Source organism: Adonisia turfae CCMR0081, from assembly GCF_011009555.1.
GTDB classification, from domain to species: domain Bacteria; phylum Cyanobacteriota; class Cyanobacteriia; order Phormidesmidales; family Phormidesmidaceae; genus Leptothoe; species Leptothoe turfae.
Genome location: NZ_QXHD01000004.1, coordinates 7,624,810 through 7,639,397, shown reverse-complemented (window position 1 = coordinate 7,639,397; position 14,588 = coordinate 7,624,810). Strand labels below are relative to the sequence as shown.

General features: G+C 47.3%; 11 protein-coding genes and 2 pseudogenes. 8 read left to right on the top strand and 5 right to left on the bottom strand.

Annotation, left to right across the window (positions count from 1 at the left end; genetic code table 11):
• The 6 genes from DXZ20_RS36675 to DXZ20_RS36650 all read left to right on the top strand — a co-directional run.
• On the top strand, window positions 1-325 hold a 325-nt coding region (locus DXZ20_RS36675; RefSeq protein ID WP_163703345.1), incomplete at its 5' end, for an iron uptake porin.
• Between the two features lie 319 nt (window positions 326-644).
• Window positions 645-1,430, top strand: coding sequence for a GNAT family N-acetyltransferase (locus DXZ20_RS36670; RefSeq protein WP_163703344.1), 786 nt, complete (start codon window positions 645-647; stop codon window positions 1,428-1,430).
• Window positions 1,431-1,570: 140 nt separating this feature from the next.
• Entirely contained in the window at window positions 1,571-2,326 is a 756-nt protein-coding gene (locus tag DXZ20_RS36665) for a class I SAM-dependent methyltransferase (RefSeq protein ID WP_163666378.1), read from the top strand.
• Between the two features lie 403 nt (window positions 2,327-2,729).
• Window positions 2,730-3,293 (top strand): GNAT family N-acetyltransferase, encoded by a 564-nt coding sequence (locus DXZ20_RS36660; RefSeq protein WP_163703343.1) that lies wholly within the window; start codon window positions 2,730-2,732, stop codon window positions 3,291-3,293.
• 22 nt (window positions 3,294-3,315) lie between these two features.
• The gene (locus tag DXZ20_RS36655) at window positions 3,316-3,726 is read left to right on the top strand and encodes an aminoglycoside phosphotransferase/kinase family protein (RefSeq protein ID WP_163703342.1); all 411 of its coding nucleotides are present in this window, start codon (window positions 3,316-3,318) and stop codon (window positions 3,724-3,726) included.
• Window positions 3,727-4,025: 299 nt separating this feature from the next.
• Entirely contained in the window at window positions 4,026-5,117 is a 1,092-nt protein-coding gene (locus DXZ20_RS36650) for an IS481 family transposase (RefSeq protein ID WP_163703341.1), read from the top strand.
• Window positions 5,118-5,163: 46 nt separating this feature from the next.
• Here the strand turns inward: DXZ20_RS36650 and DXZ20_RS36645 are convergent, their stop codons facing one another.
• The 3 genes and pseudogenes from DXZ20_RS36645 to DXZ20_RS36635 all read right to left on the bottom strand — a co-directional run.
• A complete protein-coding gene (locus DXZ20_RS36645; RefSeq protein ID WP_163703340.1) occupies window positions 5,164-6,246 on the bottom strand; it encodes a site-specific integrase in 1,083 nt (360 codons plus the stop codon).
• 362 nt (window positions 6,247-6,608) lie between these two features.
• Complete coding sequence (locus DXZ20_RS36640; RefSeq protein WP_163703339.1) at window positions 6,609-7,349, bottom strand: thioesterase II family protein; 741 nt, start codon at window positions 7,347-7,349, stop codon at window positions 6,609-6,611.
• A 39-nt stretch (window positions 7,350-7,388) separates the two neighbouring features.
• Window positions 7,389-9,005 (bottom strand): annotated as a pseudogene (locus DXZ20_RS36635) (amino acid adenylation domain-containing protein); the annotation flags it as partial.
• A 104-nt stretch (window positions 9,006-9,109) separates the two neighbouring features.
• Between DXZ20_RS36635 and DXZ20_RS36630 the strand changes: the two are divergent.
• Window positions 9,110-9,895 (top strand): histone deacetylase family protein, encoded by a 786-nt coding sequence (locus DXZ20_RS36630; RefSeq protein ID WP_348918755.1) that lies wholly within the window; start codon window positions 9,110-9,112, stop codon window positions 9,893-9,895.
• 100 nt (window positions 9,896-9,995) lie between these two features.
• On the opposite strand, the gene glgP is transcribed toward DXZ20_RS36630, so the two are convergent.
• Complete coding sequence (gene glgP, locus DXZ20_RS36625) at window positions 9,996-12,623, bottom strand: alpha-glucan family phosphorylase (RefSeq protein ID WP_163667262.1); 2,628 nt, start codon at window positions 12,621-12,623, stop codon at window positions 9,996-9,998.
• A 326-nt stretch (window positions 12,624-12,949) separates the two neighbouring features.
• On the opposite strand from glgP, the pseudogene DXZ20_RS36620 reads away from it, so the two are divergent.
• Window positions 12,950-13,198 (top strand): annotated as a pseudogene (locus DXZ20_RS36620) (Ppx/GppA phosphatase family protein); the annotation flags it as partial.
• Window positions 13,199-13,221: 23 nt separating this feature from the next.
• Here the strand turns inward: DXZ20_RS36620 and DXZ20_RS36615 are convergent.
• Window positions 13,222-14,460 carry a hypothetical protein gene (locus DXZ20_RS36615; RefSeq protein ID WP_163703337.1) on the bottom strand — a complete coding sequence of 413 codons (1,239 nt, stop codon included), beginning with the start codon at window positions 14,458-14,460 and terminating at the stop codon, window positions 13,222-13,224.
• Window positions 14,461-14,588 lie beyond the last annotated feature (128 nt).

Below are 14,588 nucleotides of genomic sequence, written 5' to 3'. Positions count from 1 at the left end.
GGCTAGCGCCGAATCGGACCGGGGAACGGTGCGGGACGGAGATGATGCCACACTGCTCAACTGGGCGTTAACCCTGGGGCTGCGCAATCTGGGTGGAAAAGGCCATTTTGGTGGACTATTGGTGGGGCAACCGCCTCGAGTGTTAAGCAATGACAGCGGCCCTGATGAAGCAGATGCCACCTGGCAAGTTGAGGCGTTTTATCGCTATCGCGTTAATCAAAATGTTGCTTTAATTCCAGGGTTTGTTGTCTTGGTGAATCCTGAAAATAATCGTGCCAATGACACCATTTGGTTAGGGAGTCTGCGTACCGTATTTGAGTTTTAGTCAGCCTATGCTCTCATTTGATGTCTCTAAAGCACCGACCCGATTGCGGTCAATTCTCTGGGCCCTGGGCACGCTGACGCTGCTGCTGAGTCTATCGATTTCGCCCATACAGACAATGAGAAACATACATGGATGCCCCACTAAAGAACAGTTAAGGTAAAAGCCAGCGGGTATAAACAATAGGCTAAATGCGCTGTCTTTGCTGAGTAATTACCGTTTCAAAACTTGTTGTCAGTTACCCCTAAATAACCACAACCAGAGTTCCCGCCATTAGAGACAACTATTTCCAGAAGAAACAATGGGTATAACAAGTAAGATCTTGACTTCAGAAACGCGTGCCCTCATTGATGCCAACCTTGTTGAAGCCTATCGGGAGTTTGGGCGTTGGCAGCATTCAAGTCAGCTGGTTGAAAAAAATGGGGTACTGCTGGTAGCCGGGACAACATCCTTCCCCCTACTCATGAACTATGTTGTCCGGTTTGATTCTCAGATTGCCGCTTCAACGGTCATAGACGAAGCGAAACGATTCTTCAACGCACTTGAGCGCGGTTTTTCGATTGTGAGCCGTGGGCAAGCCGACCGCGATCTTGAGGCAGCAGCGGCGGATGCTGGTATGGAGCCGGTTGTCGCTGTCCCCTGGATGGTGTTAGATCACCAAGTTGCCGAACCCCAGCTTCCACCCAACGTGGAAATCAAACGAGTTACGGATGAGCAAGGCATTCTCGATGCCCAACAGATCAATGCCGACGCGTTTGAATCATTAGACTTTCCCAGAACGGAGACCGAAGCCATTTTTGGGGTTCCGGCCCGACTGCTGTCTCCAAATTTGAGGGTGTATGTGGCGTATTTGGATGGGGAGCCCGTCTCGACTGCGATGCTCCTGCTAACCCCACAAATCGCGGGGGTTTATTGGGTGGGTACTAAACCCTCTGCCCGAGGACATGGCCTGGCAGAGGCCTGCTGCCGATTGGCTAGCAACGCTGGTTTTTCAGCAGGGGCAAAATGGGCTGTACTTCAGGCCAGCCCAATGGGGGAACCGGTTTATCAGCGGATTGGATATCGAACCATGAATGATCAGTTCAAATGTTATCTAGCTGCCGCATAAGCTAAATCTGACTCAAAACCTTGAGTTTTCCTAATCTGACTCAAAACCTTGAGTTTTCCTATGTGGAACGTACCGGCCTACTTTGTTAAATTCGAACGTGTCTGCATCTGTTGAACACGACCGTTACTCTGCCAAATTCCATGACTACATCTGTTGCTGACCATTATGCCAACCACCTTGCCCCAATATACTCATGGATGGTCGGCGACTTTGAAGCTGCGTGCAAGCAAGCCGATAACTTCTACGCCGACCTTGGCCTCGCCGATGGTGATGGACAAATTGTGGCTGATCTCGGCTGCGGCCATGGTGTCCATGCCGTCCCCCTTGCTCGCCGTGGATACCATGTTTTTGCGTTCGACACGTCGGCCCAATTACTGAGTGAGCTTAAAGCAGTAGTCAATGATTTACCAATTAAGACTATCGCTGCCGATCTCACTAGGTTCACCGACCACCTTGAAACCGAAAGGGTGTCCCTCGTTGTCTGCATGGGGGACACTCTGCCCCATCTTCCCTCTATCGATACCGTTAATGTATTGATTCGTGATGTCGCTCTCAAGCTGGTGCCAGATGGATTACTGATTTTCTCATTTCGTGATTACTCAACCCATGAATTAACTGGCACAGACCGGTTTATTCCTGTTCGAGCTGACAACCATCGAATTCACACATGCTTTCTTGAGTATCGTCCTGATAGTGTTATTGTCCATGATATTGTTCACTCACTTATTGATTCGTCATGGCAAACGTCCGTCAGCGCCTATCCAAAACTACGCTTGCGTCCTGATAGCGTGATCGCAACCGCTGAATCGCATGGATTCTCACTCATCCACAGAACTGCAATTCGCGGCATGGTTTATTTAGCTTTCAAACTCTCGGCAAACGCGATCGCGGGATAACTGTGCGATACACGTTTTCAAATTCGTGGGTTTGGCAAACGTGCTTCAGAGTTGGTAATTGAATACGTAAAAACACGTCTACAAGCAAAGGTCTTATTGACAAGCTGTGTTCCTGGTGAAGGAAGCCCCGAAGGGTTTTATAAAAAGATGGGCTTCACACCCACAGGTGAGATGGATGAGGATGGAGAAGTGATTATGCAATATGAATTATGAAAAGCTTTTTCAACAGTGCGATCTCACTGTAACAATCGCACTACATCTCCATAATGGAGATGCGTATCAAAAAAATGGGCGTTGCTGATCCTCGGGATGATTACATCTAAAAAATTCTGGTGTATAACATTTCTAACAGATCGATGCATCCCTTAAATCAGAAACGGCGAAAAATGAGGTCATAATTCTGATGAGCCAGGATTTTGAAACGGTTCCATTTCCCTACCTTGAGACAAAGCAGCTAAAGCTGCGACAAGCTACCCAGAAAGATGCTGAAGCTATATTTTCAGTATTTTCTAACCCAAAAGTGACTCAATTTCATGATCTTGATACATTTACTCATCTCGATGAAGCAATGAGGGTGATTGAGCGACGGGCAAAAGGATTTGAAAGTGGACGTGGGATACGTTGGGGTATCGCTCTTAAACAAGATAATCGCCTGATTGGTTCTTGTGGGTTTAGTTGGGATAGAGAAGCGAATGCTGCTGAACTTGGCTATGAACTGGCCAGTCCATTTTGGCGACAAGGCATTATGGGTGAAGCATTACGTGCCATTCTGTCCTATGGGTTTGAGGTTAAAAAAGTGCAGTTCGTTGTGGCTGAAATCATGCTAGAAAATCTGGCATCTAGAAAGCTGCTAGAGAAATTAGATTTTGAGAGCAGAGGAGTATTTAAGGCGCGTGTTTTCTGGAAAGGGAAGCACCACGATTTAGAGCCGTTTATGTTGACAAGGCAAACGTTCGTAACCGTATAACTTGACGGAGTACACCTTGGTTATGAATTATGAAATTGCTCAAGCGGCCCTGACCTATTACGACCTACCCAAAGTTCAATTATCGTTTTTAGAACAAAGTCAAAACACTACGTTTCGGGTTGAAACACCAGCAAAAGAGATGTATTTGCTTCGGCTTCATATTGGTGTTGAGGCTGCTGGAAAGAGTTTGTATGAGTCTTGGAAAAAGCCATCAATCATTGAGTCTGAACTATTATGGCTGAATGCGATCGCACAGGATACCGAGTTAACAGTGCCCCAACCAGTACAAAACCGTTTGGGTGACTGGGTAACTAACATTGTCGGAACACAACAAGGTGTGTCAATACCTTGTTCGTTATTGCAGTGGGTAGACGGTGAACATCTCGGTAGTGAGCCTACAGCACAGCAAATTTGGCAGTTGGATGCGCTGTAGGCACAACTGCACCAACATTCAAGCATTTGGTCATTACCATCTGGATTTTCTCGTCCTACTCACAATGTGGAGAAGCTAAAGTCCGCAACATCTCAACTTGGTGTGCTAGTGCAGAACGGAACAATTTCATCAGACGATTATCAAGTCTTCCAAAGGGCTGCGATACAAGTTCAAGAACTTATGCCTAGCCTGCAGCAGACAAGCGATACATGGGGAATAATTCATGCTGACTTACACTGTAATAGTTAAGACTTTATCTGACACATCCTGTAAACTCACACTGAATCAGGAGTGTCACAATGAATACCCAAGACAAGATCGTAAAGAACCGCTTAGGCATCTTAAATCTAGCCAAAACCCTCGGCAACGTCTCCAAGGCATGCAAAGTGATGGGCGTATCGCGAGATTCGTTCTATCGCTATAAAGAACTCTACGAGACCGGTGGAGAAGCGGCTCTACGCGACATTGACCGTAAAAAGCCCTGCGTCAAGAACCGAGTCGACCCAGAGGTAGAAGCCGCCGTCGTTGCGTTTGCCACAGACCAACCAGCCTACGGCCAGGTGCGTGTCTCGAATGAACTGAAGAAACACGGCCTCTTTGTCTCTCCAGGCGGTGTTCGCTCAATCTGGTTACGTCATGACCTTCAAACGTTTAAGCTGCGGCTCAAAGCACTGGAAGCGAAAGCAGCTCAAGACAACCTGATCCTCACCGAAGCTCAGGTAAAAGCTCTCGAAAAGGCGAAGGAACAAAAGGAAGCTCATGGAGAAATAGAAACTCATCATCCGGGGTATCTAGGCTCTCAAGACACCTTCTATGTGGGTCACATCAAAGGCATCGGACGGATTTATCAGCAAACCTTCATTGATACCTACACTCGGGTGGCTCAGGTGAAGCTGTATGACCGTAAGAATGCGCTGGTGGCCGCTGATACGCTCAATGACCGAGTGATCCCATTCTATGAGGAACAGAGTATTCCATTACTGAGGATTTTGACGGACCGAGGGACCGAATATTGTGGCAATGTAGAACACCATGAATATCAACTCTACCTGGCCATTGAAGACATTGACCATACGCGAACGAAAGCCAGATCACCCCAAACCAATGGCATTTGTGAACGCTTTCATCGCACGATTTTAGAGGAGTTTTATCAAATTGCGTTTCGTAAAAAAGTCTATCAAAGCCTTGAAGACCTACAAAACGATGTGGATGAATGGATAGAGTATTACAATTGGGAACGACCCCATTCAGGTCGATATTGTTACGGCAAGACACCCATACAAACCTTTCTCGATAGTGCGCATTTAGCAAACGAAAAACAATTAGATCAATACGGAGAAAAGAGTGTTAAAAATCAAACACAACCTGACACATCTCTAAGTGTCAGATAACTCCCTTCTGTCAGATGAAGTTTGATCTATTACAAGTTAGAGAAAGTTATTTTTCTTCCTCCTGAGAATCGTCCTTATTGACTTTTTCCCAAATAGTTTCATGTTGTCGCTGACTGATCGCTGCATGGTATGTGGCGGCATGAATGGAAATAGAGTGGCCCATCCAACGGGCGGCGATGCTATCAGGGACTCCCATGACCGCTGAACGAATGGCCCAGGCGTGTCGTAATGCATAAGGTTTATGAGGAATCTTTTTGCGTAAATTAGAACTCATGCGTTGACCAAGCTGTTGATTATCTCGCCCTTCGTAGCGAATGTTGGGCATAATCACATTGGCTAGATTGAATCGTTCTCGCCATCGGTCAGGCAAAGGCCACACATCGCGTTGTCCAGTTTTGCTATCTTCAGCTATAGATATTTTCCCAGTCTTGGTTGCCACACCTACAGGATCTATGATGGCAAAAATTTCATGGGGCCTGAGCCCATAAGTGGCCATCATGCCATATGCCCATTCCCAGGTAGTCCCTTTAAGCGACTCCCAAATAGTCTCAATCTTTTCATCAGTAGGTAAGTCGTCCGGTTTAACAGGCTTGGCGGTGTATCCTTTCCCCAAATCTTTTAAATCTACGGGCACTTTAGCAAACTTACATAGCGCAGTGAAAACCATTACATCGTTTTTCCGCGCCCAAGTTCCGGGTTCATTTCTTTGTTGGATGTGGGCCCTTAACATTTCCTCAGTGAGAGGCTTGTTAGGGAGAGATTCTAACGGATACAGATAATTTGCACGGAATGACGAAGCTTTGATACTTGGCTTCTTGTACTCAGCAAACTTCTTAGCTAGTACCTGCGCTGATTGAATAGAATCAACCTCTTCACCTGTCCAGTGAGACCAATCCCATTGCTGGAGACTCAGGTCGGATTCGGCCCGCTTTGCTCGGGCTAGTGCAACTTTAACCCCATCCGCATTAGCATAGATTTTCAATGGGATACGCTGCTGTTCATTGCCTCGCCCCTTCCCTGGTTTCTTAGGTAATGTGCCACGCAGACTGAGCTTTTGACCTCTGCGCTCAATTCGTAAGATGTCTAGCTTAGAATTCGCAGCTTTGATCAGCTTGTCTACGTCCGGCATCGCTAGTCCAACCTTAGTCCAATGCCTTATGATACACCCGTAATCCATTGCCCACAGGAAGTTTCAGAAATAAAGCACTCGATTCGTAATCGAGCGGTCGCGGGTTCAAATCCCGCCGTTGGCTTTTAGGCAGCGCAAGCGATACAGATTTTCTGGCAAGGGGTTCAGCGATCGCAATCCGAAAATAACCAAAAATACGTTGGACATTTTTGGGCACTTCTTAGCACTTTTAGACCCTAGATTGAGATAAAAACGGTTGGTATCGGAACATCCGTTTGAGGGCGTGTATATGGACTTTAACTTACGCTCTCTCAGCTCTGTCTTGATTTTGGGGGTCACTACAACTTGCAAGAAGTGTGATTTTATAGGGTTTGGATGAGCTCAGTGAGTTTGGCTAATAATCTCTGGGGAAACATGGGGTGATTGGCAAAAAAGTGATCACCAGGAACGGCCTCGAATGTAAATATGTTCGTGTGTTGTTGCCAAGCGGCCACATCAGTATGATTTGCTATCTCATCTTGTTCTCCCCAAAAACACGTAATTGGGCAAGCAAGCTGAGCCTTTGGTTGGTATTGATAGGTTTCAAGGAGCGAAAAATCTGCCTTCAACATAGGAAGCATCAATTCCATCAGTTCTGGATTTTTCAAAACGCTCTCAGGTGTGCCATTGTACCCTTGTAGTTCAAGAATAAAATCAGCACTAGGCAAGTCATGAATTGGCTCTCTATCAGGCGGTAAGTGAGGAGCGCGGGCTGCAGCTGCCCAAAGATGACGCGGAGTAAGCTGAACTGTCTGTTGTGACCATCGAGAAAACTCAAATGCAATCCGTGCCCCCAGGCTATGGCCAAAACAGGCAAACGGAACATCTAAAAAAGGCACTAATTCAGGGCCAAGAATTTGCAACAGTGAAATAATATCGGTGTAGGGAGTTTCAAACAAGCGTTTTCCGCGTCCAGGTAGTTCAACGGCACACACCTCAACTGCTGACGGTAACAACTCAGGCCAGTCATAAAACACCCTGGCTGAGCCGCCTGCATGGGGAAAGCATAGCAACCTTAATTTAGGAGACGGTTTTGGCTGGGGACAAACGATCCATTTACCCATAGTGCAAAAAATATCGTAATTGTATGCAAAGTTTATAATTTAGCCTGATAAGGCACGACGGTCTACTTTTCCATTGGCTGTTAACGGTAACGCGTCCAAAAATTTGAAGTACGATGGCACCATATATGTAGGCAATTTCTGATTTAGAAAATTACGTAGCTCTTCAATAGTAAGAGAGTGTCCCTGGCGGAGGATGACATGAGCTGTTAGTGACTGTTGATTTTGTTTTGTGGTAGTGACGGTCACTAAGGCATTTTTGACAGCCGGGTGCTTTGCTAGTGTGGATTCAATTTCTCCAGCTTCAATGCGATAACCCCTCAATTTAATTTGAAAATCAGCTCTACCCAGAAACTCAATATTTCCATCTGGTAAATAGCGGCCTAAATCACCAGTTCGATAAATCCGCTCACCAGTTCGGGGATGTGCAATAAAATTAGCTGCTGTTTTTTCAGGGTTGCACCAGTACCCCTTGGCTAACTGCACACCCGCACAATACATTTGCCCTGGCACCCACACGGGGCAATCTTCCAGATTATTATTCAAAATATAATATTTTGAATTGGCCATAGGCTTTCCATAGGGAATACTTTTCCAATTGGGATCAATATCCTGGATAAGATAACCAATATTCCAAATTGTGGTTTCAGTAGGGCCGCCAATACTCAGAATATTTAAATCTGGAGATAATGCTTTTAATCGACTGGCAAGAGAAACTGGCAGCCAGTCTCCACCTAAGATAGCTAGACGCAAACTCTGTGGCAATTTTTCAGATTTAATGTCGAGATAATTGACCAACATTTCCATCATGGCAGGTACTGAATTCCACAGGGTTACCCGTTCTTTGGTGAGTAAATCCAGCCAATGTCGAGCAAATTTAGCAGCAGCAGCGTCTGGCATCACAATTGTTCCGCCAGCTGATAACGGACCGAAGATATCATAAACCGATAGATCATGATTGAGGGCGGTGAGCGCTAATATCCGATCTTTAGAACTGACTTGAAATCGTTGGTTAGTATGGATGACTACATTGACCACATTTCGATGGGTAATCATGACACCTTTAGGTAAGCCTGTAGACCCAGACGTGTAGATAACATAGGCAAGATCATCAGGGCCTGGGAGAGATAGCAACTGATGCTCAGTGTTTGGGAACAAATGGATTAGATCAACTGCAAATCGTTGAATGGTTGCTGGCCAAACTACCTTTTCTTCTAACCATGATTGCGTTAATGCAATATTGACACCACTATTTTCCAGCAGATATTGAAATCGTTCCGAAGGTAAGTCAGGATCAATGGGTACGTAAGCAGCGCCAGCAGCTAAAATACCAAGTACTCCAACAATCTGTTCCCAGCCTTTCTCCATAACGATGGCTACGGTATGATCAGAGCAGATACCTAACAATTGATTTAAATAATGACCAACTTGATTGGCACGACGGTATAGAAGGTCGTAAGTAATTGATTGCTTTGAAGTGATAATGGCAATCTGTTGAGGGTTTTGTTTAGCCTGATGCACAAACAAACTATAGAGTGTCTCTTCAGGTAGCGGAGCGGTCGTTAGGTTGGCGGTAACTCTCTGGCTAAGTTGAGCTGCAGGAATCATTGAGCGATTAGTTTCCTGCCACGCAGCTTCCTCATGGGCTAATCGTTGCAGAAATGAACGGCTTTGGTGCGTGAATATTCTGTCAGACAGATCAGTCCTTTAGGAGGTCGATCTTAGCCTTCAACAGGGTAGCTGTCCGGCATCCCCGCAACCAGTTGGAGTGGGTAGAACCCTGCGATCGCAACCCCCTAGACTGGATTAATGCTGTCCATGATCCGGCCTATGTCCTGACCCTGCAACGCATTGCTGAACGGGGTGGCGGGCGATTGGATGCCGATACTCCGGTGTCAACCGCCAGCTACCAAACCGCCCTACTGGCTGTATCTGCTTGGTTAGACGGGGTGGACTATGTTACGGACAACCATGGTACCTCTGGGTTTGTCCTCGCCCGTCCCCCGGGTCACCATGCTGAATATGGTCAGGGTATGGGGTTTTGTCTGCTCAGCAATGTTGCGATCGCGGCCCGCTACGCCCTAGAAAAACCTGGCATTGAGCGAGTTGCCATTCTTGACTGGGATGTGCACCATGGCAATGGCACCCAGCAGCTAATCAGCAATCAACGTCAGATCGTTTACTGCTCCTTACATCAAATGCCCGCCTACCCCGGCACTGGTCAAGCAGGGGAAACAGGGATGCACAGCAATGTGCTCAACATTCCCATGGCCTCAGGTAGTACCGTCGAGGATTATAAACACCGGTTTGAACAGCAAGTAGTCCCATTTTTGCAACAGTTTCAGCCAGATTTATTACTCGTCAGTGCGGGATACGATGCCAACGCCTCTGATCCCCTGGCAGGCATCGATTTAATGCCCGCAGACTATGGCTTTTTGGCAGCAGCCTGTCACAAAGTAGCCCCCCGAGTCCTATTTGGACTGGAGGGGGGCTACGATTATCAGGCCCTGAGCCAATCAGTGATTGCCACCATTGAAGCAGTCCTATAGACGAGAAATCTCAGGGCCAGCTAAACGCCCTAGAAGAGCATGCTTCAACGAAAACGTGAGGAGAGAGACAGGGGTTTGCCTGCCTTCTCCTCTTATCCAGCTAGGCAGTTACCTGGGTAGCTTCCATAGCCTCTAAATAGCCAATGACAATGCTTACATTGTCTGGATCGGCCCAAAGAATGAGGCGCGGCATATAGGAACTACTCAGATATTCATGCTTAGGTAACACCCTTAGAGAGAAGCCCTGAAGACCACTTTGGGTGTATGCAACATTGAGGTTATACAAGCTGCTGCCATCGGCATCTTGACCGCGATAAACCATCTCTGTTGCTTGGCCACCTTGCAACTCACCATCAATGTCGATCCCCCCTTGGTAAAACTCCACCGAAACATCCGAGGCCTTCAATTGCCCCAAATAAACGCGAGCATTTACCTGTAGCGGTTCATTCACCTGCAAACCAACATCATGGGATAGATAGATTTCGGCGATAGAAATCTGTTGCCAGTGCTGGTACAAGTCTGACTGCCACTGGGCTAGAGCCTTAGCTGGAGCATAGCTCTCGGCGACCAACTGCCGCCCTCGATCCGACGCTGCAAAATATCCTTGGTTGGCATAGTCCTGTAGCATGCGGGCCGTATTGAAGGTCGGGGTATTCAACCGGATAGCATTCTTCATCTTCGCCACCCACCCACGGGGAATGCCATGGCTATTCCGATCGTAGAAGAGAGGGACAACGGCGGTCTCTAACAGCTCATAGAGGTCATTGGCCTCCACTTCATCCTGATAGTCTTGATCATCGTAGTCTTCACCAGAACCGATGGGCCAGCCTGTGCGTACATAATCCGCCTCATCCCACCATCCATCTAACACACTCAGGTTGGGAAGACCATTCATTGCCGCTTTCATCCCACTGGTTCCCGATGCTTCCCGAGGACGACGGGGGTTATTCAACCAGACATCACAGCCTGATACCATCCAGCGGGCGACGTGAATGTCATAGTTAGGAACAAACACAATGGAGCGATCTAAGCCTTCATCACGGGTAAAGTGAATAATGTTGCGAATCAGCTCTTTGCCTGGAATATCCTTAGGGTGAGCTTTACCGGCAATCACAAACTGCACCCGCCGCCCCAAGGTGTTAGAAACAATCTTCCGCAGACGTTCAACATCTCTCAAAAAGAGTGTGGCGCGCTTGTAGGTGGCAAATCGGCGAGCAAAACCAATGGTAAGAGTACCCGGGTCTAACACTTCTTGGGCCCGTTCCATTTCTAAATGAGAACCGCCTCGCTCCTTCACCGCTTTGTGTAGCCGGTCTCTAACAGACACAACCAGGTGAGAACGACAACTTTCGTGGTTGCGCCAGATCTCTTCATCGGGAATGGCAGCCACTTTATCCCATAACGGATCATCCACACCGACGCTATCCCAGTTCGGTCCTAAGTAACGGTCATAAAGCTCCTGGGTAGATTTAGCCACACAGCTGCGGGTATGGACGCCATTGGTGATGGACGTAATCGGCACTTCATCCACTGGCAGATTGGGCCATAGACCACCAAACATCTTACGGGATACAGCACCGTGGAGCTTGCTCACACCGTTGACAAATGAGGCCATCTTAATGGCCAACACCGCCATACTGAACGGAGCATCATGATCGACGTCATCCTCTCGTCCCAGCCCCAAGAAATGCTCATGGGACAGACCAAAGCGCGCGGCATAATGACCTAAGTAATGGAATATTTTTTCTGGGGGGAAGAGGTCAATGCCTGCCGGGACAGGGGTGTGGGTAGTAAATAGCTGAGTTGCCTGGGCCATCTGCTGCGCTTCACTAAAGCTGAGTTCCTGGGCATCCATCAGCATACGAATGCGCTCTAAAGCCAAAAAGGCTGAATGACCTTCATTGAGGTGATAGGCCGATGGCTTTAACCCCAAGGCCTGGAGCATACGGACACCGCCAATACCCAGCATCATCTCCTGCTGGATTCGCATATCAATGTCGCCACCGTACAAGCGATCGCAAATGTCCTGATCGTGGGGGGCATTCGGCTCAATGTTGGTATCCAACAGATACAGAGGCACACGCCCTACGGTCACCCGCCAGATACGTGCATAGACTTTACGCCCCGGATAATCTACAGAAATGCGCAATTCATTCCCCTCACTGTCCCGCTCCAGAGCCAGGGGCATGTTGTAAAAATCGTTGATAGGATAGCGTTCCTGCTGCCAGCCATCAGCATTGAGATACTGGGCAAAGTAGCCTTCCTGATAGAGCAAACCAACGCCAACTAAGGGCAGCCCTAAATCGCTAGCCGTCTTTAAGTGATCACCCGCTAGAACGCCCAAACCTCCCGAATACACCGGCAGACACGTCGTCAAACCAAACTCCATAGAGAAGTAGGCGTAACACTCGTTATCTACAGGATTTACCCGATTTACGTCGTACCATGACTGGGCATTCAAATAGTGCTCTAAACGCTCGACAGCATGGTTCATTTGGGCAATAAATCCACCATCCTCAGCAACGGCATGGAGCCGATCCTGACTAATGGTGCTGAGCATTAAGATGGGGTTGTAGCGACTAGATGCCCAAAGGTCGGGATCCAGACGTTTAAACAGGTCAATCGTCCCCACATCCCAATCCCAATGGATATTTTCAGCAAGCTGACGCAAAGGAGCTAACGAAGCGGGTAGTGTGGGTGTAACGTTAAAGGTACGAATCGGGCGCATAGATTGATTTTTGATGCGAGTGCTTCAAGTCCACGAACATTCTGGCCCTGAAATTTAGTTTGGCACCAAACCCTTAACACTGTTTTCGCTCCCCAGCTTGGCTTGTCTGCGGACAAACCAGCTAGGATCAAGGCATCGCCCGAAAGCTAAAATTTTTCTTCATTTCAACAAAGCCCGTATATTTTGATTGCGTTCAATTGCCTTTTATTGAATTTTATGTTTCGACGCAACGTTAATGATAGAAATCGATCATGGTCAACGCAACCACTCATATTGCAATCGATTTGCAATCGATACCGGCACCAATTCTATAAGCTTATTACACGCTTCAAGGAGCCGTTAGTTCCCTTGTGCCCTCCATACAACAGAACAACACCTTAGTCATCGACATTGGTGGTGGCAGCACCAAAATTGTTTATGGAGCCAACAATACCATTGAGTATCAACAAACTTTCCCTACAGGTACAGTGGTTACCAAAGAAAAGTTTCAGCTGACGAAAAAGATTTCTACATCAGAAGTAGTCGCCCTACAAAAGAAAGTAAAACACTTGATAACAAAAGGCTTCCAATACTAAGAACCAATAACCAAGAACTAAAATCATTGCATCGCACCTTTCAGTCGGCAGCCGACGCCTCCTCGATCTTGGAGACTTTTTTGGGCGACTTCTTGAGGGCTAAAGAACACTTTTTCTACAACCTGCCAGTCTCTTACCATCAACATTTCGAACAATGCCTCCTGCTCGTTGGGTCCGCCATTGGTAATGTAGTAACAACAGCCATCCGCCCCCTCCACAAACTCTCCATTGAAGAAGTTATAGAGCATGGCCTTCTCTAGATTCTCTCGTCGTACCTCCATCCCTGCTTCTAATAGGTCTTGGGCTGCATCTTCTTCTAAACTGCATTGCAGTTTCAGCTTCGTTGCCATGGTTTTTGTTGTCATACAAGGCACCATTTCTGCCATCTCAATGGCATCTTGAAGCGCTTGGCTGTTGTCATTGACAATGACAACTCCCTTACCAATAAACAGCATGCCCATATCTAAATGGAATTGTCCGGGCTGCTCCACACAGACCAGCTGATCAATACTGGCTAGTCCAAAATCCTCACAGATCACATGGCGCACCTCATGATCATTGAGCTGATAGAGATGGGCTGTGGTTGCGATCGCATCTTTGCCAACCAAAATCACGGGTTTGCCAGTGGCATCCTCCCCCGTAATCATATTTCCCCCTTCTATATAGGCTCGAATGTGACCGACAGTTTGTCCCCTTATCTGGGCAACCAGCTCTCGTTCCACCGCCATTTTGAATTCATTCACCCTGATTCCCAAGGGAATCCACAAGTGGTCATCCTGTAGCACTTCCTCCACAATATCTGGAGTCAGTTTTCCTTGCCACCGTTGTCGTCGCCCTGCGGTCATCGCCTTTGCCAGAAGATCATCATCAAACTGTCTCAGCACGGCAACACAACCATTTGCCAGATATTCCACACTATCCTCAGCCCACTTTGATACAGGCTTTAGGTTCTCGGTAATTGTATAGTTAAGTGCCTTATAGCAATCTTTTGCAAATTCCTGCTGAATCTCTTCTCGACAGCCACTGTCCGTCAAGATTTCCAGGTATATCCCCAGCTCATTGGCTATTTTCGCAAAGAATCTCAAATATTCTCTTTCAGTTTCGGCAGATACCTCGGTTTGGCCTCGCGTAAAGTTCATATGCAAAACCGTTGTCCGACCACCTGGCGTTTTCTTTTGGGGTAAGGCACCCCCAGTATCCACACTCGGCAGCTCTATCCTGTGATCCCATGGCGTCTCTATGTTTCTGTTCTGCACATTCATGCTGCTAGCCTCACAAAAGCTGATTGAAGGAATACCCAATCAGACCACCCAATACATTATGAGACGTCCTGCAAACAGATGTGAAGCGCCAGCGCTGGGAGTTGCCATTGAGTTGTAACAATTCCTCA

Excerpts from the sequence above, each read along its gene's own strand:
- DXZ20_RS36665 (WP_163666378.1), top strand. The coding sequence starts at position 1,571 with ATGACTACATCTGTTGCTGACCATTATGCCAACCACCTTGCCCCAATA.
- DXZ20_RS36660 (WP_163703343.1), top strand. The coding sequence starts at position 2,730 with ATGAGCCAGGATTTTGAAACGGTTCCATTTCCCTACCTTGAGACAAAG.
- DXZ20_RS36655 (WP_163703342.1), top strand. The coding sequence starts at position 3,316 with ATGAATTATGAAATTGCTCAAGCGGCCCTGACCTATTACGACCTACCC.
- DXZ20_RS36650 (WP_163703341.1), top strand. The coding sequence starts at position 4,026 with ATGAATACCCAAGACAAGATCGTAAAGAACCGCTTAGGCATCTTAAAT.
- DXZ20_RS36645 (WP_163703340.1), bottom strand. The coding sequence starts at position 6,246 with ATGCCGGACGTAGACAAGCTGATCAAAGCTGCGAATTCTAAGCTAGAC.
- DXZ20_RS36640 (WP_163703339.1), bottom strand. The coding sequence starts at position 7,349 with ATGGGTAAATGGATCGTTTGTCCCCAGCCAAAACCGTCTCCTAAATTA.
- glgP (WP_163667262.1), bottom strand. The coding sequence starts at position 12,623 with ATGCGCCCGATTCGTACCTTTAACGTTACACCCACACTACCCGCTTCG.
- DXZ20_RS36615 (WP_163703337.1), bottom strand. The coding sequence starts at position 14,460 with ATGAATGTGCAGAACAGAAACATAGAGACGCCATGGGATCACAGGATA.